The following is a 20,362-nucleotide window of genomic DNA, read 5'->3' on the forward strand; positions in this document are numbered from 1 at the left end:
CACAGCAGGTCAGGCCCATGTCTCCTGGTCGGCCGCACGACCGGTTCCCCCGCTGGACCTGCGCGGTCCTGGCGGTCTGCCTGGCGCTGGCGGTGTTCGCCGCCGGACCGCACGTAGCGAAAGCGGACACCTCCTCCATCACCGGCGACAAGGACCTGGCCAAGCAGGTCATCGGCCTTCTGCCCAACGACTACCGGGCCCGGGGCATCCACGTCTCCGTCATCACCGCCGAGGGCGCCCGCCACGCCGGCATCGGAACGGCCGCCTCCGGCCAGCAGTACACGTCCACCACTCCCATGGAGATCGGCTCGATCACCAAGACCTTCACCGGCCAGCTCCTGGCAGACGCCATCGCGCGCGGTGAGGTCAAGGCCAGCGACCCGCTGTCCACCCACCTGCCCGAGCTCGCCGGCACCCCGGCGGGCGAAGCCACCCTGGAGGAGGTCGCCTCGCACCGCTCCGGTCTCCCAAGCATCCCCACGCAGGATGAGAGCAGATGGGTGCTGCGAGCAAACATCCTGGGGCTCAACCCCTTCACCGACAGCATCGACCAGCTCGTTGATAAGGCTCGTACCACCAAGATGGGCAAGCGCGGCGAGTTCGCCTACTCCAACCTGGGCATCTCGCTATTGGGAGAGGCCCTCACCCGTGCCGCCGGGGCCGAGTCCTGGACGTCCTACATCACGGAGCGCTTCTTCACGCCCCTGGGCATGAAGCACACGACCCTCACCTCCGGCCAGGCTGACATTCCCGACGGCGCCATCCACGGCGTCCAGGCCAACGGGCGCCGGGGCCAATCGGTTAGCGGTTCTGGCTTCAACCCGGCCGGCGCCGGCGTGTGGAGCACCCCGGAGGACATGACCCACTACGCCCAGGCGGTCCTGGCCGGCACCGTCCCCGGCGGGGCCAGCCCACAGGAGGCGCGGTGGCCCGCAGAGGTCATGCACGGAATCCAGCTTCCGGGAGAGAAGATCGGTTACACCTGGTACACCGACGTCGTCAACGGGCACATGATCATTAATCACGGCGGCACCACGATGGAGTACATGACGCACCTGGCCATCGACAAGGAGTCGGGCAAGGCCGTCATGGTCTACACCGACCAGAACACGGACGGCACCGCCGCCGCGCTCGCCGCGACGCTCCTGACCGGCGGCCAGAAGATCTCGACGGCGCGTATGCCAATCTCGGCCGAGATGCTGCCCCAGGCAGTGGTCCTCGGAGCCTTCACCATCCTGGCTCTCATCATGGGCCTCTACACGGCGGTCCGCGCGGCGAGCGCACCCAGCCGCATGGCGGTGGCCTGCCGCGTGACCGCACTCCTCGCCTGCCTGGCGGCGGCCACGGCCTCCGGACCCTGGACGTACCTGCCCGGCTGGATCCTGGCGGTGGCGGCACTGCCCGGCATGTACGGCATCGTCCGGGGCATGACGCTGTGGCCAGAACTGCCCACGCTGCCGCGTCGCCGGGCCTGGCTCGGCTGGATACAGGTGGTGCTGACTCTCGCCTTCGTTGCCCTCTGCCTGGTCGTCGCCTGGCCCAAGGCCTGAGCCGGCCCGCCTGGCGCCGCGTTCGTACCCTGCAACGCACCTTCGTGGGTCCTTACCCAACGTTACTGAGCCGGAAGGTACAAACACGGCGACCACCTGGGGGAGGACAACGTCGTCCGTCTCCTCCGACAGGCCAGCCGAATCCGCCCCGACGGCCGACGAAACCGGCACCACCCCACCTTTAGCGTCGCAGAGGTCCGGGCGCGGGAGCCAAACCCGGACAGAGCCCCATTCACAGGCACGAACCAGACAGGAGGCGCCCCCCGACAGCTGCCATGGGCGAACTGTCAGCACGCAGAAACCGAAGGCAACCCCGACACCATAAGGAGCACAAACCCATGAGACCGACACCCCTCACCGCACGAAAGGCGGGCGCGGCCCTGGCAGCACTGACGCTGTGGGCGACCCTGGCAGCCTGCCAGCCACAGACCTCCGCCGCCGGCGCCGCAACCCCCACATCTGTGCCAGCGCCCACCGACCAGGCCAGCGCCACAGCCAGCGGATCTCATGGGGGCTCCACTGGTGGATCTACTGGTGGATCCACTGCCGGCTCCACCGACGCCTCCGACTCCCAGACCAGCGTCCCCCAGGGGCTGGAGAGCTTCTACAACCAGGGCATCGACTGGCAGGACTGCTCAGACGGCACCTCGCCCTTCCAGTGCGGGACGGTCACCGTCCCCCTGGACTATGGCAACCCCGGCGGCCGGACCATCACGATCGCCCTGAAGAAGCTCCCCGCCTCCGACTCCGACGCCGAGCACGGCTCCCTATTCTTCAATCCGGGCGGCCCCGGCGTCAGCGGTATCCGGACACTGGAGACCCTGGCCACTGCCCTGCCCAAGGAGCTCCGGGCCAGCTACGACGTCGTCGGCTTTGATCCGCGCGGCATAGGACAGTCCACCCCGATCACCTGCTGGACTGATGAGGACATCCACCAGGTCCTCACCGATGCCCAGAACGGCAAGCTCTCAGACCTCGCGTCTATCGACACGGCCTCCTCCACGTACGTCTCAGCACAGGAGAAAATCAACCTGGGCGCGGCCGATGCCGCCGCCTGCACTCAATACTCGGAGGTTCCCGAGCTGCTCGACCATGTCGGCACCCGCAATGTCGCCCGCGACCTGGACGTCCTGCGCGCCACAAACGGCAACACGAAACTGAACTACCTGGGCACCTCCTACGGGACCTACATCGGAGCCATCTACGCCGATCTCTTCCCAGGCCGCGTCGGCCGCGCTGTCCTAGACGGGGCCATGGACCCGTCGCGGCACTGGGCCGACGGGGAGGCCGAGATCACGGCATTCAAGGAAGGCGTTCTGCGCCAGTACGTCGAGCACTGCCAGGCTCAAGGCAGCTGTCCTCTGAGTGGCTCCACGGACGAGGCGATCGCCCAGCTGACGGCCTTCGTGGACGGCCTGGACAAGAACCCCCTCACCGCCCCAGGCTCCAATGTCACCGTCAACGCGCAGGAGGCCACCACCATCATCCGGGACTACGCCATTGAGAAACCGGACTGGGAGGAGCTGACCGCCATGCTCACCCCGGCGATGAGCAACCACGATGGCGCCCTCATGGTGAAGGCTAAGCAGAGCGCGCTCGCGCCCCAGCTGCCGACGACCGCTGAGCAGGCCATCAGCAGGGCCAACAATCTGTTCATGGCTGCCGCTGTCATCTGCAACGACTACCCGGATACGGCCGAGACCGTCGCCAACTGGGACGCGCAAGCAGCCGCCCAGAAGAAGGCCTACCCCTTCTTCGGCGGTACCTCGAATGGCCTGGAGGCCTACTGCCGAGGCTGGGGACACCGGGCACAGACCCCGCCCCGGCAGACCCACGCCGAGGGCTCGAACCCGATCCTCGTCGTCGGGCTCACGGGCGACGACCGCACCCTCTACCCCTGGGCCCAGAGCCTCACCGACCAGCTGGACAACGGCCACCTGCTCACCGTCGAGGGTCCCGGTCACATCACTTTTGGCAGGAACGCCTGCGCCACCGCGGCCATGACCGACTTCCTCGTCAACGGGACCGTCCCAGCAGAGGGCACCACCTGCGCCGCAGAGCCCCGGCCCGCCGCCGCTGGCGGAACCGAGAACTGACGGGAGGCGGCGCGCTCTTAGCCCGCACCGCGCCTTCGGGTAAGAGCGCGGCGCCGAACCTCCTCCCCACTCGCCACCGATTCGCATCCTCAAGGAGGTCGCCACCATGACTTATCAACGTTTATCCGTACCCGATCTCGCTCGGCGCCTGCTGGCCCCGATCGCCGCCCTGCTGGGTCTGGTGGCGGGCCTGAGCGTCCTCATCCTGCCCTCCCCCACACCGACCACCGCCGACCCGACCGAGTTCTCCGCCGAGCGCGCCATGGCCTCCATCAACCGCCTCGCCGACGAACCCCACAGCGTCCTCGATCGCGAGGCACACGACAGGGCGCGCGACGACGTCATCGACATGTTCGCCGACCTGGGCTACACCGCCGACGTGCACTCCGACCCACTATTCGATTTCAGCGAGCCGGGGGACAAGAAGACCTTCGACATGCTGTCCGCCGAGCAGCAGGCGGCGGTCAAGGACGCGCCGGCCGACACGATCGTCGTCGACGTACCGGGGAAGTCCAAGCGCACCATGGCGCTCATGGCCCACTACGACTCGTCCACAGTCGAGGGGGCTGGAAACGATGAACAGCACTACTACACCTCCGGGACCTCCCACGGGGCTGCCGATGACGGCTACGGCGTGGCCACCATCGTCGAGACGCTCCGGGCCCTCAAGGCCGAAGGGCGCCAGCCGGAGAACTCGCTGAAGATCGTCATCACCGACGCTGAGGAGATCGGCCTCATCGGCGCCCGCAATGAGATGCGCCACCACCGCGCCGACTATGAGAACGTCGACCTCGTCCTCAACCTCGAGGCGCGCGGCATGAGCGGCCCAGCGTTCATGTTCGAGACCTCCCCGAACAACAGCGCCGTTGCCGGCTACTTCCTGAGCCACGTGAAGCAGCCCGTGACCGGCTCGCTCTTCCCCTCGCTGTACGCACTCATGCCCAACTCCACCGACATGACGGTCGTCATCCCCGAGGGCTTCACGGTGCTCAACATCGCGGCGGTCGGGGATGCCGACCACTACCACCAGTCCACGGACGCCCCGCGCTACGTCGACCACTCGACCCTCCAGCACTACGGCGACCAGGCCCTGGACCTCACGCGGGCCTGGGCCTTCGACGGGCAGACCCCCACGCTGACCGCCGACGGCGACCTCCACTTCTTCCAGCTGTGGCGGGGATTGACCGTGCGCTACCCGGCGGCGGTCGGGACGGGGCTGGGCTGCCTGGCCGTCATCGCGGCCCTCGGCGCCGTCGCGGTACGGGCCAGGTCCCTGCACTGGAAGCAGGTCCTGGGGACCGTCTGGGGCCTGACCTGGCGAGCCGCGTCCGTCTCCGCCGCCGCAGGGCTGGTGCAGCTCGGGGCCATGGCGATGAAGTGGGCGCCGGAGAGCGGGCTCGGGCCGAATCCGCTGCTGGTGTGGATGTTCGCCATCGGGGCCCTGATCGGGGCCGGGCTCACGGCGCACTTCGTGGTGCGGCGCTGGAAGAAGGGGCTCGGGCAGGAGGCCATCGCCGCGGTGCTGCTCCTGCTGACGGCCGCCTGCGTGCCGGTCATGGTGCTAGTGCCCGGTGCCGCCTATGTCCTGGTCTTCCCCATGCTCGCCCTGGCGCTGACCGCACTGGCGCCGAGGCAGGTGCGACCGTTGGTCGGGGCGCTGGCGGCCTTCATCACCGTGGTGATCTTCGCCCCCACGATCCTGTTCATCCACGAGCTGCTCAGCCTCAGCGCGGTGTGGGTGACCGTGTTCTTCGCGATCGTGCCGGTGGCGCCGCTGGCACTCGTGCTCTTGCAGGCCGGTTCCCGGCGTACCCGGCTCACTGCCGCACAGACCAGCAGCGGTTCTGACGCCGCCGCTTCCGACGACGCCCTCGTTGCCGGTCCGGCCGCCGCGATGGCATAGGACGGCGCAGCCGCGAGCACGCCCGCCGCATGGCCGAGGCCTGCCGCGTGCCGGAAGGTGTGAACACGGCAACCTCCCGGAGGAGGACAACGGACGTCGTCCGCTTCCTCCGGGAGGTCCACCCAATCCACCCGCAGGTCGCAAACCGACACCTCCGAATCCGCCCGGCAGCCGAAGACGCCGGCACCGCCGCGTCCTTAACGTGACAGGGGTCTGGGCACTGCAGAAGTGCAGCCCGAACAGAGCCCCACCAGCAGGCACGAACCGGACAGGAGGTATGGCACCGCTCGCGACCGCCCCGACCCACAGCAAGCAACGAAGAAAGACCGAGGACGACCCAGACACCACGAGGAGAACAACCCCCATGAGACCGGTATCCCCCACCGCGCGGAAGGCGGGCGCGGCCCTGGCAGCACTGATGCTGTCAACCGCCCTGACGGCCTGCCAACCAGACAGCTCCACCGCCAGCGCCGCAACACCCACGTCTGTCCCCACCCCCACCGCCCAGGCAAGCGCCCCTGCCAGCAACTCCACCGGTAGCCCCGGCGATTCCACCGGCGGCTCCACTGCCAGCCCCGGCGGTTCCAACGGCGGCTCCCAAAGCGATGCTCCCCAGGGGCTGGAAAGCTTCTACAACCAGACCATCGACTGGAAGGACTGCTCGAACGAGACCACGACCTTCCAGTGCGGGACCGTCACCGTCCCCCTGGACTACGACCACCCGGACGGCCAAACCATCACCATCGCCCTGAAGAAACTCCCCGCCTCCGACGGCAACGCCGAGCACGGCTCCCTCTTCTTCAACCCCGGAGGCCCCGGCGCCAGCGGCGTCGAGGCAATGACCTCGGCACCCCGAGTGTCCGAGGAACTTCGAGCCGCCTACGACATCATCGGCTTCGATCCTCGCGGAGTCGGGCAGTCCACCCCGATCACCTGCTGGACCAACGACGAGATCAAGCAGCACCTGGCGAATCCCAGCGACGACGCCGGCCCGACAGACCCGCTCAAGGGCATCACATCCACGAACACTCCGGCCCAGAACAAGATCGACCGGGGCACGGCCAACGCCGCCAGGTGCGCCCAGCACTCGCAGGTCCCCGAACTGCTCGACCACGTCGGCACCCGCGACGTCGCCCGCGACCTGGACATCCTGCGCGCCACGAACAGCAACACGAAACTGAACTACCTGGGCGTCTCCTACGGCACCCGCATCGGAGCCATCTACGCCGACCTCTTCCCAGGCCACGTCGGCCGCGTCGTCCTGGACAGCGCCGTCGATCCGTCGAAACGAGAGATCGACAGCATCACCGAGACAGTAGCCTTCAAGGAAGGCGTCCTGCGCCAGTACGTCGAGCACTGCCAGGCCCAGGATGGCTGCCCCCTGACCGGCTCCACGGACGAAGCGGTCGCCCAACTGGCCGCCTTCGTCGACGGCCTGGACAAGAACCCCCTCACCGCCCCGGACTCCGACGCCACCGTCAACACACAGGACGCCACCGCCATCATCCAGCGGCTCGCCGTCGCACAGCCGAACTGGGACGCACTGACCGCCATGCTCACCCCGGCGATGACCAACCACAACGGCACCCTCATGGTGAAAGCGAAGCAGAACTCGCCCGACCTGTCGCCGGAGACGACCGTCGAGGAGGTAGTCAGCCAGGCCAACGAACAGATCATGCTCGCCGCGGTCATCTGCAACGACAATCCGGACACGGACAGCACCGCATCCGACTGGGACGCACAGACAGCCGCCGAAAAGAAGACCTATCCCTTCTTCGGCGGCACTTCGAGCGCCATGGACGCCTACTGTCGAGGCTGGGGGCACCAGGGGAAGACCCCGCCCCAGGAGACCCACGCCAAGGGCTCCGCCCCAATCCTCGTCGTCGGGATCACCGGCGATGTCCAAACGCTCTACTCCTGGGCCCAGAGCCTCGCCGGCCAGCTGGACAACGGCCACCTGTTTACCATCAAGGGCTACGGGCACGGCGGCGCCATCGGCAGCTGCGCCACCGCGGCCACGATCGGCTACCTCGTCAATGGGACCGTCCCGGCAGAAGGAGCCACCTGCACCGCCGAGCCCCGGCAGGCCGCCGCCGATCCCCCACCCGCCGCCAACGGCGGAGCCGAGGGCTGACAAACAGCACCGCACCCGCGAAACACTCCAGGGTCTTGGGTCCACTCCCAGTGAGTGGACCCAAGACCCCGAGCAGCAAGGTACGAACGCAACGACCTCCTGGAAGAGGACGCTCGTCGTCCATCTCCTCCGGGAGGTCAACTTCGTCCGCCCAGAAACTAAATCATCCCAGGGGCTGACGAAACCAACACCACCGCGTCGTTAACGTTGCAGGAGTCCGGCGCTGCGGAAGCACGGCCTGGACCGGGTCCGCCAGCCGGCATGAGCTGGGCAGGAGACCCAGCACTGCCCGAGCCCCGGCCACAGCGGACAGTGGAGACCGACGACGACCACCAACACCGCAAGGAGAGCTACCCCCTTATGAGATCCACATCCCTGGCCGTACGGAAGGCGGGCGCGGCCCTGGCAGTACTGATGCTGTCAACCGCCCTGGCGGCCTGCCAACCAAACAGCTCCACCGACGCCACCGCACCCACCGCTGTACCCACAGCCACCAACCAGACCGGCAACTCCACCGACAATCCTGACGGCTCCACCGGCAACTCCACCGACAACCCCGACGGCTCCACCGGCGGCTCCAGCAACTCCACCGATAACCCTGACGGCTCCACCGGCAACTCCACCGACAGTCCCAACGGCTCCACCGGCGGCTCCGGCAACTCCACCGGTAGCCCCGGCGGTTCCCAGGGTGATGTTCCCCGGGGGCTGGAGAGTTTCTACAACCAGACCATCGACTGGAAGGACTGCTCAGACGGCACCGCATCCTTCCAGTGCGGGATGGTCACCGTCCCCCTGGACTACGAGCACCCGGACGGCCAAACCATCACCATCGCCGTGAGGAAGCTCGCCGCCTCCGACGGTAACGCCGAGCACGGCTCCCTGTTCCTCAACCCCGGAGGCCCCGGTGGCAGCGGCGTGGCGATGATGCAGGTCATGGCCCCCATGCTTACGGAGGAGACTCGAGGCGCCTACGACATCATCGGCTTCGATCCTCGCGGAGTCGGGCAGTCCACCCCGATCACCTGCTGGACCAACGACGAGATCAAGCAGCACCTGGCGAATCCCAGCGACGACGCCGGCCCGACGGACCCGCTCAAGGGAGTCATGTACAAGAACGTTGCGGCCCAAGAGAAGATAGACCGGGGCACGGCCAACGCCGCCAGGTGCGCCCAGCACTCGCAGGTCCCCGAACTGCTCGACCACGTCGGCACTCGCAACGTCGCCCGCGACCTGGACATCCTGCGTGCCACGAACAGCAACGCGAAGCTGAACTACCTGGGCGTCTCCTACGGGACCTATATCGGAGCCATCTATGCCGATCTCTTCCCAGACCACGTCGGCCGCGTCGTCCTGGACAGCGCCATGGATCCCTCGAAACGATCGGGTGGCGAAATCAGAGCCGAGCAAATCACGTTCTTGGAAGGCGCCCTGCGTCAGTACGTCGAGCACTGCCAGGCCCAGGATGGCTGCCCCCTGACCGGCTCCACGGACGAGGCGGTCGCCCAACTGGCCGCCTTCGTCGATGGCCTGGACAAGAACCCACTGACCGCCCCGGACTCCGACGCCACCGTCAACACGCAGGACGCCACCGTCATCATCCAGCGGCTCGCCGTCGCACAGCCGGACTGGGAGGCGCTGACCGCCATGCTCACCCCGGCGATGACCAACCACGACGGCACCCTCATGGTGAAAGCGAAACAGGGCTCGAACAAGTCATCGACGATGCCCGTCGAGGCGGCGGCCTACATCGCCAACAGCGAGATCATGTTCGCCGCGGTCATCTGCAACGACGACCCGGACACGGGCGGTACCGCCTCCGACTGGGACGCGCAGGCAGCCGCCGAAAAGAAGACCTACCCCTTCTTCGGCGGAACCTCGAGCGCCATGGACGCCTACTGCCAAGGCTGGGGGCACCGGGGGAAGACCCCGCCCCAGGAGACCCGCGCCAAGGGCTCCGACCCGATCCTCGTCGTCGGGATTAAGGGAGATATCCAGACGCTCTACTCCTGGGCCCAGAGCCTCGCCGGCCAGCTGGACAACGGCCACCTGCTCACCGTCGAGGGCTACGGTCATGGCGCCTTCGGCACGAACAGCTGCGCCTCCACAGCCATCACCGGCTTCCTCGTCAACGGAACTATGCCGGCTGACGGCACCACCTGCGCCGCCGAACCCCGGCAGGCCGCCGCCGATCCCCCACCCGCCGCCAACGGCGGAGCCGAGGGCTGACAAACAGCACCGCACCCGCGAAACACTCCGGAGCCTCGGGCTCACTCCTGGTGAGTGGCCCGAGGCTCCGGTCTGCTGGGCGGGCATGGATGTCGTCGGGCAGCGACGGCAGATTCAGCGAGCGACGTCGTCGACGGCGCACTCGGCCACGGCGACGGCGAGCTGGACCCGGTTGGTGACGCCGAACTTGTCCAGCAGAGCGGAAACGTGAGTCTTGACGGTGCTGGCGCCGACGGCGAGCTCCGCGGCGATCTCGCCGTTGCCCAGGCCCTGCGCCACGAGCAGGGCGACTTGGCGTTCCCTGTCGGTGACGGTGTCGGGGAAGGCACGGCGCTGCGGGGTGGCCTCGACGGCCGTCTCAACGAGCCGGTCCAGGACGGAGCCGGAGAAGGCTCGCTGACCGTCGGCAGCGGCGCGCACGGAGCTGAAGATGATCTCGGGAGCGCTGTCCTTGAGGAGGAAGCCGGTGGCGCCGGCGCGCAGGGCGGCGGCGACCATCGCGTCGGTGTCGAAGGCGGTCAGCACGAGGACCTTGGTGTCGGGGGCAGTCGGCGGTGATCTGCGCGGTGGCCCAGACGCCATCGGTACCGGGCATGTGCAGGTCCATGAGGACGACGTCGGGACGCAGGCTGCGCACCGCGTCGTAGCCGCTGCGCCCGTCGGCCCCCTCGCCGAGGACCGTGACGCCGGAGTCGCTCTCGAGGATGAGGCGCAGGGCGGCGCGCACGAGGGCGTCGTCGTCAACGATGACAACGCGTACACGGCGCTGCGGTGAGTCCATGCCGATTCCTTTGTTTCCTCAACTACCTGGGGCCTACTGCATGTCGGGGCGGGCAGGTACGGCGGCCATGACGATGAACTGCTCTGTGCGCTGCGAGACGTGCAGCTCGCCACCGAGAAGCCGCAGCCGCTCGCGCAGACCCTCCAGGCCCAGGCCACCTCCGGGCGCCGTCGGCCGAGGCGTGGACGGGCAGTCGTTGACGCACCGCACCATGAGAGCGGCGGCGCCGTCACCGGGATCGTCGGCGGCCTCGACCTCACAGTCGAGCCGCACCACGCCGCCGGCCCCGTGGCGGCGGGCGTTGGTGAGCAGCTCCTCGATGGTGCGCAGGACCGCGTGCCGACTGCGGGCGTCGGCGGCCTCGAAGGAATCCGCCCAGGACTCGGCCAGGTGCAGTTCGATCTCCTGGCCGGCCTCCCGCTCATGGGCAAGGACCTCCTCGACGTCGGACCAGGTGGCGCGAGCGCCGTCAGCGGAACCGTCGTCGTGCAGGACGGCGAGGATCTGGCGCAGCTCGCGTCCGGAGTCGGCCGCGAGGGTGTGAATGCTGCCCGCGATCTTGCGGACACTCCCTATATCCAGGTAGGTGCGGGTCTGGAGGGTGCCGGCGTGGAGGGAGATCAGGGAGAGGCGGTGGGCAAGGGAGTCGTGCATCTCGCGGGAGATGCGGGAGCGCTCCTCGGCGCGGCTCTGGGCGATGCGCGCCTCCTGCGTGGTGCGGATGAGGCGGGCCTCGCGGGAGGCTGAGCGCAGCAGCTCCTCGCGGGCCTGCAGGTTGACGCCCAGCATGACGCAGACGATGCAGATCGGGAGAGTAACCATTGCGTATGTGGCGACGGCCGATAGCGTGGCCTCTTCGCGAATCGGATTGAGGAGCGGAGACATGGTCACGCCCATGATCATGGCAGCCACCACGACCGGTATCGCTTTCGCCCCTTTACGCATGCCGATGACGGTCGCAGACACATAAGCCGCCACCTGCGGCCAGGTGGGGATGAACCCCAGGACAACGATAAGGATCGACAACGACGGGCGGGGTCCTCTGAGAACCGGGATGAGGAGGAGGAGAAGACAGGTCAGAGAGATGAGTACATGTCCGGCATACATCACCTGCCAGCGGTCCAAGCCCGGCACGACCGTGGAGCCGCCTTCCAGCTTGAGGTACGCAATCAGGGCGAGCAGCGTCTACACCACGGTGATCGAGGCGGTGCCGCTCCAGACGAGGATCTGCACCTTGCGGGTGTGCGCGCTGGAGGAGACGGAGGCGTCGGCCATGGGCCGACCCTACTGAGGGCGCCTGTGCGGGGGCCTCCCCCACCTGGGGGAGGCCGTTCGCCGTCGTCAGCCGCGCGTTCGTAGGGTAGGTGTCGCGGTCGTACCCTCTACCCCTCGAACGCACGTCCTAAGGTACGAACGCGGCGATCCAGGGCGGGCGGCGCAGGATGCGGACGACCGCAGCCTTCAGGGGCACTCGGATCCGGACACAGGCAGAGGCGAGTCGGACGCCGGCACCTACTGGTGGTGCACACTGTGCCCCATGGCAGACGGGACCAGACGCGATCTCACCGGGCTCCTGGAGTCCATCGGCGGGCGCGACGGCCGGCTCGTCCATCTCCAGCGCGTCCCGTCCCACCCCGGCCGTCACGCCGACTGGCCCGAGTGGGCGGACCCCGACCTCGTGACCGCCTACCGCCGTCTCGGCGTCGAGCGCCCCTGGACGCACCAGGTCGCCGCCGCGCGCTCCGCCCACGCCGGTCACCACACAGTTCTGGCCACCGGCACCGGTTCGGGCAAGTCGCTGGCCGCCTGGCTTCCGGCGCTCTCCGATGTCCTGGCCGCCCAGGCCCCCGGCGTCGACTCGCGCATCTCCGCTCACGGCCAGCGCCCCACCACTGTCTACCTCTCCCCCACCAAGGCGCTCGCCGCCGATCAGGCCGCCGCCCTGGGCCGGCTCATCGGCGAGCTCGAGACCGTCCAGCGCGATGCCGGCACGCCCGCGGGCTCCCTGCGCACGGTGCGCGCCGGCACCTGCGATGGGGACACGCCCCTGCCCGAGCGCGACTGGGTGCGCGCCCATGCTGACGTCGTCCTGACCAACCCCGACTTCCTCCACTTCTCCCTGCTGCCGGGCCACGAGCGCTGGCCCCGTCTCCTGCGGGGCCTGCGCTACATCGTCATCGACGAGTGCCACGCCTACCGCGGGATCCTGGGGGCGCACGTCGCCCTCGTGTTGCGCCGCCTCCTGCGGCTCGTGGCGCGCCTGCGCCCGCGCGGCCCGCAGCCGGTGGTCCTGTGCGCCTCGGCCACCGCGGCCGAGCCGGCCCTCACCGCGGCCCGACTCATCGGCGCCGAGCCCGACGACGTCGTGGCCGTCACCGATGACGGCGCACCCGCCGGGGAACGCACCCTGGCCCTGTGGCAGCCGGCCCTGCGCGACCCCTGGGCGCTGCCTGCACCCGGTGAGGGCGGGCCGGCCAAGACAGCTGCGCCGCAACCGGACCCGGCCGAGGACGCCGGCTCCTCCCCCGGCACGGCGCAGGCCGGAGCCGAGGCCATGACCGCCGAACCGGACTCAGGCGATCCGGGCGAGGACCCCTCGGCACGGCGCAGCGCCGTCGTCGAGGCCGCCGAGCTGCTCGTGGATCTCCTGAGCGTGGGCGCCCGGGCGCTGGTGTTCGTGCGCTCGCGGCGCTCGGCGGAGATCGTGGCCGAGCGGGCCCGGCACACATTGGGGCTCTCGCTGCCCGAGCTCATCGGCACGGTCTCGGCCTACCGCGGCGGCTACCTGCCCGAGGAGCGTCGGGCCCTGGAGGCCGACCTGCGCTCGGGCCGGCTGCGGGCGCTGGCCACCACCAGCGCCCTGGAGCTGGGCATCGACGTCACCGGCTTGGACGCGGTCCTCATCGCCGGCTGGCCGGGCACGCGAGTCTCGCTCGGGCAGCAGGCGGGCCGGGCCGGGCGGGCCGGCAGCCGCGGGCTCGCAGTCCTCATTGCCTCCGACAACCCGCTGGACGCCTACCTGGTGCACCACCCCGAGGCGGTGTTCGCCGCCCCCGAGGCCACGGTCTTCGACCCGACCAACCCCTACGTGCTCGCACCCCACCTGTGCGCCGCCGCCTCCGAGGCGCCCCTGAAAGCCTCGGACCTGGCCCTGTTCGGCCTGCCCGATGACGCCCTGCTGCGAGAGCTGGAGGGCCGGGGAGCGCTGCGACGTCGGCCCACGGGCTGGTTCTGGAACGTCAACCTTCCCGGGCGGCCTCAGGACCTGGTCTCGCTGCGCGGTGATGAACGGCCCGAAGTGCCGGTGGTGGAGGCCGGCACTGGCGCCATCATCGGCACGGTCAACGGTGCGACCGCCGACTCCACCGTCCATGAGGGCGCCGTCTACGTCCACCAGGGGCGCGTCTACGTGGTCGAGGAGCTGGCCGACGACGTCGCGCTCGTGCGGCCCCGAGCGGCGGTCGGGTACCGCACGCGGGCCCAGGTGCACTCGAGCGTGCGCATCATCGCCGAGCGCGAACAGCAGGTCTGGAGGGCGGCCGGACGCGGAGAGCCGACGATCACCTGGTCCTTCGGGTCGGTGGAGGTCACCAGCCAGGTGACGGGATTCCAGAAGACGGCGCTGCCCGGCGGGGAGGTCGTCTCGCAGCACGCCCTGGAGATGGACGAGCGCGTGCTGCCCACCGCCGCCGTGTGGTGGACCATCCCGCTGAGGGCCTGCGAGGCCGGGGGCCTGGAACTCGCCACGCTGCCCGGTGCCCTGCACGCGGCAGAGCACGCAAGCATCGGAATGCTGCCACTGCTGGCGACCTGTGACCGCTGGGATATCGGCGGACTCTCAACGGCGCTGCACCCGCAGACCGGCGCGCCCACCGTGTTCGTCCATGACGGGCACGCCGGCGGAGCGGGCTTCGCCGAGCGCGGCTACCGGGCCGGGCGCGAGTGGCTGGAGGCGACGCTCGCCGTCGTCGAGGGCTGCGGGTGCGCGAGCGGCTGCCCCTCGTGCGTGCAGTCGCCCAAGTGCGGCAATAACAACGAGCCCCTGGACAAGGCCGGGGCAGCCGTCCTACTGCGGCTCCTGCTCGAGGTGGCACCCCAGGAGTGACGAGACGATTCCGGCGACAGATCCACCAAAAACTGTCCGGAATGGACGACTTTGACGCACTCCCCAACCCAGTACCCAGAAGTAACTGAACTCCGACCTGCCGCTTTGCGAATCGCACCTTGTGGGAGCGGCAGCAAAGTCGTCCGAAACGGTCAATCCGGCCGCCGAACCTGACGCGACGTGAGGCCGCTCAGTACTTGGGCATGAACGTAAATTCATAAGACGCTCTCCCTCATATTCATGAGATGCTCGCCCTCACGCAACGTGAGGCTGATACGTTCACAGCATGCTCGTTCGACTACTGCGCAGACACCTGCAACCGTATACGGGCCTGCTTCTGTGCGTTCTGGTGCTTCAGTTCGCCCAGGTGATGGCTTCCTTGTACCTTCCCACCCTCAACGCCGACATCATCGATAAGGGCGTGGCCACCGGGGACACCGGTTACATCTGGCGCACGGGCGCCTTCATGCTGGCGGTGAGCGTCGGTCAGGGCCTGTGCACGGTGGCGGCGACGTATCTCGCGGCGCGGGCGGCGATGAGCATGGGCCGCGACCTTCGCGGGGCGGTCTTTGAGCGGGTCAGCGGTTTCTCCGAGCGGGAGATCTCCGCCTTCGGGGCGGGCTCGCTCATCACCCGCAACACCAACGACGTCCAGCAGGTCCAGATGCTGGTGATGATGAGCTGCACGATGCTGGTGACGGCGCCGGTCATGGCGGTGGGCGGCATCATCATGGCGGTGACGCGCGCGCCCGGCCTGTCCTGGCTGATCGCGGTGTCGGTGCCGGTCCTGCTGGTGGCGGTGGGCCTCATCGTGAGCCGGATGCTGCCCCTGTTCCGCTCCTACCAGGACAAGCTCGACGCCATCAACCGGGTGATGCGCGAGCAGCTCACCGGCATTCGGGTCATTCGCGCCTTCGTGCGCGAGGAGGCCGAGACCGAGCGCTTCGAGGACGCCAACACCGACATCGCCTGGGTCGGCGAGCGCGTGGGCCGGCTCTTCGTCCTGCTGTTCCCGCTGGTGATGCTCGTGCTGGACGTGACGATCGTCGGCGTCATCTGGTTCGGCGGGCACCGGGTCGGCGACGGCGACGTGGAGGTGGGCACCCTCATCGCCTTCATGTCCTACCTCATGCAGATCCTCATGGGCATCGTCATGGCGAGCTTCATGACGATCATGATCCCGCGCGCGGCCGTGTGCGCTGAGCGCATCAGCGAGGTGCTGGCGACGCCGCCGACCATCACCTCCTCCCCCGACGCCGTCGACACCTTCCCGACTCCTGGAACGGTCGAGATGCGTCACGTCACCTTCGTCTATCCCGACGCCGACGCCCGCGTCCTGGCCGAGGTCAGTTTCACCGTGGAACCGGGCACGACGACGGCGATCGTGGGCTCGACGGCGTCGGGCAAGTCCACGGTGGTGCGGTTGCTGGCCCGGTTGCTGGAGGCGAGCTCGGGTCAGGTGCTCATCGGCGGCACCGACGTGCGCAAGGCCGACCCCGAGGCGCTGTGGGCGCAGTTGGGGCTCGTGCCCCAGCAGCCCTTCCTGTTCGCCGGGACCGTGGCCTCCAACCTGCGTCTGGGGCGAGAGGAGGCCACCGACGACGAGCTGTGGGAGGCCCTGGAGGTCGCCCAGGCCAAGGACTTCGTGAGCCAGATGGACGGGGGCCTTCAGGCAACCATCGCCCAGGGCGGCACGAATGTCTCCGGCGGTCAGCGTCAGCGCCTGGCTATCGCCCGGGCCCTGGTGCGACGCCCCGACATCCTCATCTTCGACGACTCCTTCTCGGCCCTGGACGTGTCCACCGACGCACGGCTGCGCGAGGCCATGGGGCCGGCCACCGCCGGCATCACGAAGGTGATCGTGGCCCAGCGCGTTTCCACGATCACCGGGGCCGACCAAATCCTCGTCCTGGACGGCGGCCACCTGGTGGGCAGCGGCACGCACACCGAGCTGCTGGCTACCTGCCCCGTCTACCGCGAAATCGTCACCTCCCAGCTCGGAGCGGAGGCCGCAGCATGAGCACCAGCGCGAACAGCAACACAAGCACCGGCACGAGCACCGCCGTCGGCCCTGATGAGCTCAGCGAGGAGGACCTCAAGCTGGCCGCCGAGGCACAGGCCTCCTCGGGCGACTGGCACGCCGGCCCGCCCCCTGGCAAGGCCGAGGCCTTCTGGCCCTCCTTCAAGCGGATGGTCGGGCTGCTGGGCACCTACCGGAAAACCCTGGTGGTCGTAGCCCTGGCCGCCGTGGGAACGGTCGTACTGGCCGTGGCGGCACCCAAGGTGCTGGGCCAGGCGACCAACGTCATCTTCGAGGGCGTGATCTCCACGATGCTGCCGGCCGGCACCACCAAGGCCCAAGCTGTCGAGGCCCTGCGGGCCCGAGGGATGGACGACTTCGCCACGATGCTCTCGGCGATGGACGTCGTCCCGGGCGCGGGCATCGACTACACCCGTCTGGGACGGATCCTGACGGTGGTGCTGGCTCTCTATATCGGCTCAGCAGTCCTCAACTGGATCCAGGGCTGGCTCCTCAACCGCGTCACGGTCAAAGTCCTCTACCGGCTGCGCGCCCAGGTGGAGGACAAGGTCCACCATCTGCCGCTGAGCTACTTCGACGCCGTCCAGCGTGGCGAGCTTCTCAGCCGCCTGACCAACGACGTCGACAACGTCACCAACACTCTTCAGCAGTCCCTGTCCAGCGCGCTGACCTCGATCCTCACGGTCGTGGGAGTGCTGGGGATGATGTTCTCCATCTCTTGGAAGCTGGCGCTGGTGGCGCTCATCATCTTCCCGCTCATGGGTGTGGTCTTCGGGGTCATCGGGCCGCGCTCGCAGAAGGCCTTCACCAATCAGTGGGCGCGCACCGGCAAGATCAATACCCGGGTGGAGGAGTCCTTCTCCGGGCACGCCCTGGTGCAGGTCTACGGGCGCACGGACTCGGTGCGCGAGGCCTTCGCCGCCGAGAACGAGGAGCTCTTCCGGGCCTCCCTGCGCGCGCAGTTCCTCTCCGGAATCATGATGCCGATCATGCTGGTCATCGGGAACTTGAACTACGTGGCCATCGCGGTGGTCGGCGGCGCCATGGTCGCCTCCGGTTCCCTGCGTCTGGGTGACGTGCAGGCCTTCATCCAGTACTCCCAGCAGTTCTCCCAGCCCCTGGGCCAGCTCGGCGGCATGGCCACCGCCGTGCAGTCTGGGACCGCGAGCGCCGAGCGGATCTTCGAGCTACTCGACGCCGAGGAGCAGCGGCCCGACGACGACGCCCCGGAGAACACCACTACGGCCGCCGCAGACATTGCGGCCGCCGAGGACGCCGACCGGGGCTCGCAGGCCCGCCCCAAGGACCCGGTGGGCCCGGGAGTCATTGAGATGGAGCACGTGCGCTTCTCCTACAGCCCGGAGGTCGAGCTCATCCGCGACCTGTCGCTGCGGGTGGACCCCGGGCACACAGTCGCGATCGTGGGGCCCACGGGAGCGGGCAAGACCACCCTGGTCAACCTGCTCATGCGCTTCTACGAGCTCGACGGCGGCCGCATCCTGCTCGATGGGCGCGACATCGCCACCATGACGCGCCACGACGTGCGCCGTCGGACCGGCATGGTCTTGCAGGATCCCTGGCTGTTCGCCGGCACGATCCGCGAGAACATCCGCTACGGGCGCCCCGGGGCCACCGATGAAGAGGTCGAGGCCGCCGCCAGGGCGTGCTTCGTCGACCACATCATCAAGGCCCTGCCGCAGGGATACGACACGGTCCTGGAGGAGGACGCCGCCAATATCTCCTCCGGCGAGCGACAGCTGCTCACGATCGCGCGGGCCTTCGTGGCCAACCCGGCCGTGCTCATCCTCGATGAGGCCACCAGCTCGGTGGACACCCGCACCGAGCTGCTGGTCCAGCAGGCCATGAACGCGCTGCGCCAGGGCCGCACGAGCTTCATCATCGCCCACCGGCTGTCCACGATCCGCGACGCCGACACCATCCTGGTCATGGAGCACGGCGACATCGTCGAGCAGGGCAACCACGATGAGCTCATCGCGGCCGATGGCGCCTACGCGCGCCTCCACGCGGCTCAGTTCGCCAACGGCGCCACCGTCGCCGTCGAGGACTGAACTTCGGGCCGGGTCGCACTGAGCTCAGCCGGGCGGGGCGTCGACGGGGCCGGCGCGGGCCTCGGCGGTGGCCCGGCGGGGCAGGCCGAGGATTGTCGTCGAGATAGTGACACTGACGGTGACGTCCTCACCGGCCACGGAGCAGGCGCTCATCGAGGCACCGTTGGCAGCAGCGACGCGCTGGGCCATGGCGCAGGGGTCGCCGGGGGCGACCACCGAGGACAGGACCGTGGCACCGGAGATGGCCGCGAGATCAGCGGCGGTCCGGGCCCGACCGGTGGCGATCTGGGCCTGGATGAGGCCCGCGATGCCGACCGCCGCAGCCAGAAGCACCGCGATGACGCCCAGAGCGTAGACGGTCCCCGAACCGCGCTCGTCCCATCGAGGCCGGCTCATGGGTTGCTCGGCTCGGTGTAGGTGCAGGCACGGGCGCGCGCCGTCAGGCCCAGCCCACCCAGGGGACCGGGTACGGGCCGGGCGGCGGTGACGCAGGTGAGCTCTCCCTGCTCGACGCCGAGGCTCACCCCTGCGGCCACGCGCTGGGCGGCTTCGGCATAGTCGTCCCGGCCGATGGCGGCCTGACGTGCGGCTGTGCGGGCGGCGTCGGCCACCCGCAGTTGGGTGACGCCGGCGCTGACGGCCGCCAGCACGATGAGGAGTACGAGGACGACAGCGGGCAGCGACAGCGCCGTCTCGGCCGTCACCATGCCCTGATCGCTCCGTTCATCGGACTCATCCGCACCGCCGGTTTCACCGGGCCCTTTGGGCTCGCCCTGCCCGTGGGCCCGGTGGCCGGGTGGCGGGCGCGACTCGGCCCTGCCGCCGGGCCCACGGGAACCAGGCCCCGGACGACGACGTCGGCCACCGCCGGGTGGCCGGACCACTCGGGGGCGAGCGCGCCCACCCGCTGCGATGACGCCGCACATCACACCGAGAGCGCCGACTCGATGATGGACCGCAGGGCGCCGCTCAGGCTGCCCGAGCGCATGAGCGCCAGTAGCAGACCGGCGAAGGCCGCGGCCGCCAGGGTCCCAATGGCGTACTCGGCGGTGGCCATGCCCTCCTCCCCGGACGTCAGACGCCGCAGGAGGGTCGGCTGCGCCGACGGGTGGCCCGGACGGGCCAGCATCACGCTGGTGCGCAGCGCGCGCAGAGTGGTGCTCGTGGATCTCCTCATGGTGGTTCTCCTCTGGTTGGTGGGGATCAGCGCGCCGCTGCTCCCCAACGGGCGCCGTGCCCGCCCAACCAGAATCAGTCCGCCCCGGGGTCCCGCGCTCACGGGCTCCTCGGCCCTGTGGAGGTCACCTGCAGTCCCGGGCCTGTGGCATCGGGGGCCGCCCGCCCTTCAGCCGATCTGCCCGGCCGCGTGGGTCGTTCTCACGGGCGGAGGCATTCCGTGCGTACGGGTGCGCGCGATTATCCGTGTGGAGACATGTCACGCGGCCGGGGCAAGATTC

Annotated in this window: 13 protein-coding genes and 1 pseudogene; 8 read left to right on the top strand and 6 right to left on the bottom strand. The window is 69.2% G+C overall.

The features are described from left to right. Nucleotides 1–17: 17 nt before the first annotated feature. The 5 genes from FK256_RS07050 to FK256_RS07070 all read left to right on the top strand — a co-directional run bounded on the left by FK256_RS07050 (nucleotide 18) and on the right by FK256_RS07070 (nucleotide 9,909). Entirely contained in the window at nucleotides 18–1,550 is a 1,533-nt protein-coding gene (locus tag FK256_RS07050) for a serine hydrolase domain-containing protein (protein ID WP_141424249.1), read from the top strand. 338 nt (nucleotides 1,551–1,888) lie between these two features. Further along, nucleotides 1,889–3,646 carry an alpha/beta hydrolase gene (locus tag FK256_RS07055; protein ID WP_141424250.1) on the top strand — a complete coding sequence of 586 codons (1,758 nt, stop codon included), beginning with the start codon at nucleotides 1,889–1,891 and terminating at the stop codon, nucleotides 3,644–3,646. Between the two features lie 106 nt (nucleotides 3,647–3,752). After that, nucleotides 3,753–5,549: a M20/M25/M40 family metallo-hydrolase gene (locus tag FK256_RS07060; RefSeq protein ID WP_141424251.1), complete on the top strand. Its 1,797-nt coding sequence runs from the start codon at nucleotides 3,753–3,755 to the stop codon at nucleotides 5,547–5,549. Between the two features lie 364 nt (nucleotides 5,550–5,913). Beyond that, entirely contained in the window at nucleotides 5,914–7,683 is a 1,770-nt protein-coding gene (locus tag FK256_RS07065) for an alpha/beta hydrolase (RefSeq protein ID WP_141424252.1), read from the top strand. A gap of 360 nt (nucleotides 7,684–8,043) precedes the next feature. Next, nucleotides 8,044–9,909, top strand: coding sequence for an alpha/beta hydrolase (locus tag FK256_RS07070; protein ID WP_211343543.1), 1,866 nt, complete (start codon nucleotides 8,044–8,046; stop codon nucleotides 9,907–9,909). Between the two features lie 114 nt (nucleotides 9,910–10,023). Here the strand turns inward: FK256_RS07070 and FK256_RS14745 are convergent, their stop codons facing one another. The 3 genes and pseudogenes from FK256_RS14745 to FK256_RS07080 all read right to left on the bottom strand — a co-directional run bounded on the left by FK256_RS14745 (nucleotide 10,024) and on the right by FK256_RS07080 (nucleotide 11,824). After that, nucleotides 10,024–10,434: a response regulator transcription factor gene (locus tag FK256_RS14745; protein WP_280525784.1), complete on the bottom strand. Its 411-nt coding sequence runs from the start codon at nucleotides 10,432–10,434 to the stop codon at nucleotides 10,024–10,026. 85 nt (nucleotides 10,435–10,519) lie between these two features. After that, nucleotides 10,520–10,690: pseudogene (locus tag FK256_RS14750) on the bottom strand (response regulator); the annotation flags it as partial. A 33-nt stretch (nucleotides 10,691–10,723) separates the two neighbouring features. Further along, nucleotides 10,724–11,824 (bottom strand): sensor histidine kinase, encoded by a 1,101-nt coding sequence (locus tag FK256_RS07080; protein WP_244936259.1) that lies wholly within the window; start codon nucleotides 11,822–11,824, stop codon nucleotides 10,724–10,726. A 403-nt stretch (nucleotides 11,825–12,227) separates the two neighbouring features. Between FK256_RS07080 and FK256_RS07085 the strand changes: the two genes are divergently transcribed. From FK256_RS07085 to FK256_RS07095, 3 genes are all read left to right on the top strand, one after another. After that, on the top strand, nucleotides 12,228–14,795 hold the full coding sequence (locus FK256_RS07085; protein ID WP_141424253.1) for a Zn-binding domain-containing protein: 2,568 nt from the start codon (nucleotides 12,228–12,230) through the stop codon (nucleotides 14,793–14,795). Between the two features lie 286 nt (nucleotides 14,796–15,081). Then, complete coding sequence (locus tag FK256_RS07090; RefSeq protein ID WP_021606463.1) at nucleotides 15,082–16,815, top strand: ABC transporter ATP-binding protein; 1,734 nt, start codon at nucleotides 15,082–15,084, stop codon at nucleotides 16,813–16,815. Continuing rightward, nucleotides 16,812–18,905 carry an ABC transporter ATP-binding protein gene (locus FK256_RS07095; RefSeq protein ID WP_280525783.1) on the top strand — a complete coding sequence of 698 codons (2,094 nt, stop codon included), beginning with the start codon at nucleotides 16,812–16,814 and terminating at the stop codon, nucleotides 18,903–18,905. The genes FK256_RS07090 and FK256_RS07095 overlap by 4 nt, the downstream gene beginning before the upstream one ends. Before the next feature lie 24 nt (nucleotides 18,906–18,929). Here FK256_RS07095 and FK256_RS07100 read toward each other — a convergent pair whose 3' ends face one another. The 3 genes from FK256_RS07100 to FK256_RS07110 form a co-directional block, all read right to left on the bottom strand. Then, on the bottom strand, nucleotides 18,930–19,301 hold the full coding sequence (locus tag FK256_RS07100; protein WP_141424254.1) for an Rv3654c family TadE-like protein: 372 nt from the start codon (nucleotides 19,299–19,301) through the stop codon (nucleotides 18,930–18,932). Then, nucleotides 19,298–19,612: a TadE family type IV pilus minor pilin gene (locus FK256_RS07105; RefSeq protein ID WP_009232577.1), complete on the bottom strand. Its 315-nt coding sequence runs from the start codon at nucleotides 19,610–19,612 to the stop codon at nucleotides 19,298–19,300. Before FK256_RS07105 ends, FK256_RS07100 begins: the two co-directional genes overlap by 4 nt. 218 nt (nucleotides 19,613–19,830) lie before the next feature. Continuing rightward, entirely contained in the window at nucleotides 19,831–20,082 is a 252-nt protein-coding gene (locus FK256_RS07110; RefSeq protein WP_009232578.1) for a DUF4244 domain-containing protein, read from the bottom strand. Between the last annotated feature and the right edge of the window lie 280 nt (nucleotides 20,083–20,362).

This window comes from Actinomyces johnsonii (genome assembly GCF_006546835.1).
Taxonomy (GTDB): Bacteria; Actinomycetota; Actinomycetes; order Actinomycetales; family Actinomycetaceae; genus Actinomyces; species Actinomyces johnsonii.

Coding starts and splice junctions, on each gene's coding strand:
- FK256_RS07050 (WP_141424249.1), top strand. CDS start 18: ATGTCTCCTGGTCGGCCGCACGACCGGTTCCCCCGCTGGACCTGCGCG.
- FK256_RS07055 (WP_141424250.1), top strand. CDS start 1,889: ATGAGACCGACACCCCTCACCGCACGAAAGGCGGGCGCGGCCCTGGCA.
- FK256_RS07060 (WP_141424251.1), top strand. CDS start 3,753: ATGACTTATCAACGTTTATCCGTACCCGATCTCGCTCGGCGCCTGCTG.
- FK256_RS07065 (WP_141424252.1), top strand. CDS start 5,914: ATGAGACCGGTATCCCCCACCGCGCGGAAGGCGGGCGCGGCCCTGGCA.
- FK256_RS07070 (WP_211343543.1), top strand. CDS start 8,044: ATGAGATCCACATCCCTGGCCGTACGGAAGGCGGGCGCGGCCCTGGCA.
- FK256_RS07085 (WP_141424253.1), top strand. CDS start 12,228: ATGGCAGACGGGACCAGACGCGATCTCACCGGGCTCCTGGAGTCCATC.
- FK256_RS07090 (WP_021606463.1), top strand. CDS start 15,082: ATGCTCGTTCGACTACTGCGCAGACACCTGCAACCGTATACGGGCCTG.
- FK256_RS07095 (WP_280525783.1), top strand. CDS start 16,812: ATGAGCACCAGCGCGAACAGCAACACAAGCACCGGCACGAGCACCGCC.
- FK256_RS07100 (WP_141424254.1), bottom strand. CDS start 19,301: ATGAGCCGGCCTCGATGGGACGAGCGCGGTTCGGGGACCGTCTACGCT.
- FK256_RS07105 (WP_009232577.1), bottom strand. CDS start 19,612: ATGGTGACGGCCGAGACGGCGCTGTCGCTGCCCGCTGTCGTCCTCGTA.
- FK256_RS07110 (WP_009232578.1), bottom strand. CDS start 20,082: ATGAGGAGATCCACGAGCACCACTCTGCGCGCGCTGCGCACCAGCGTG.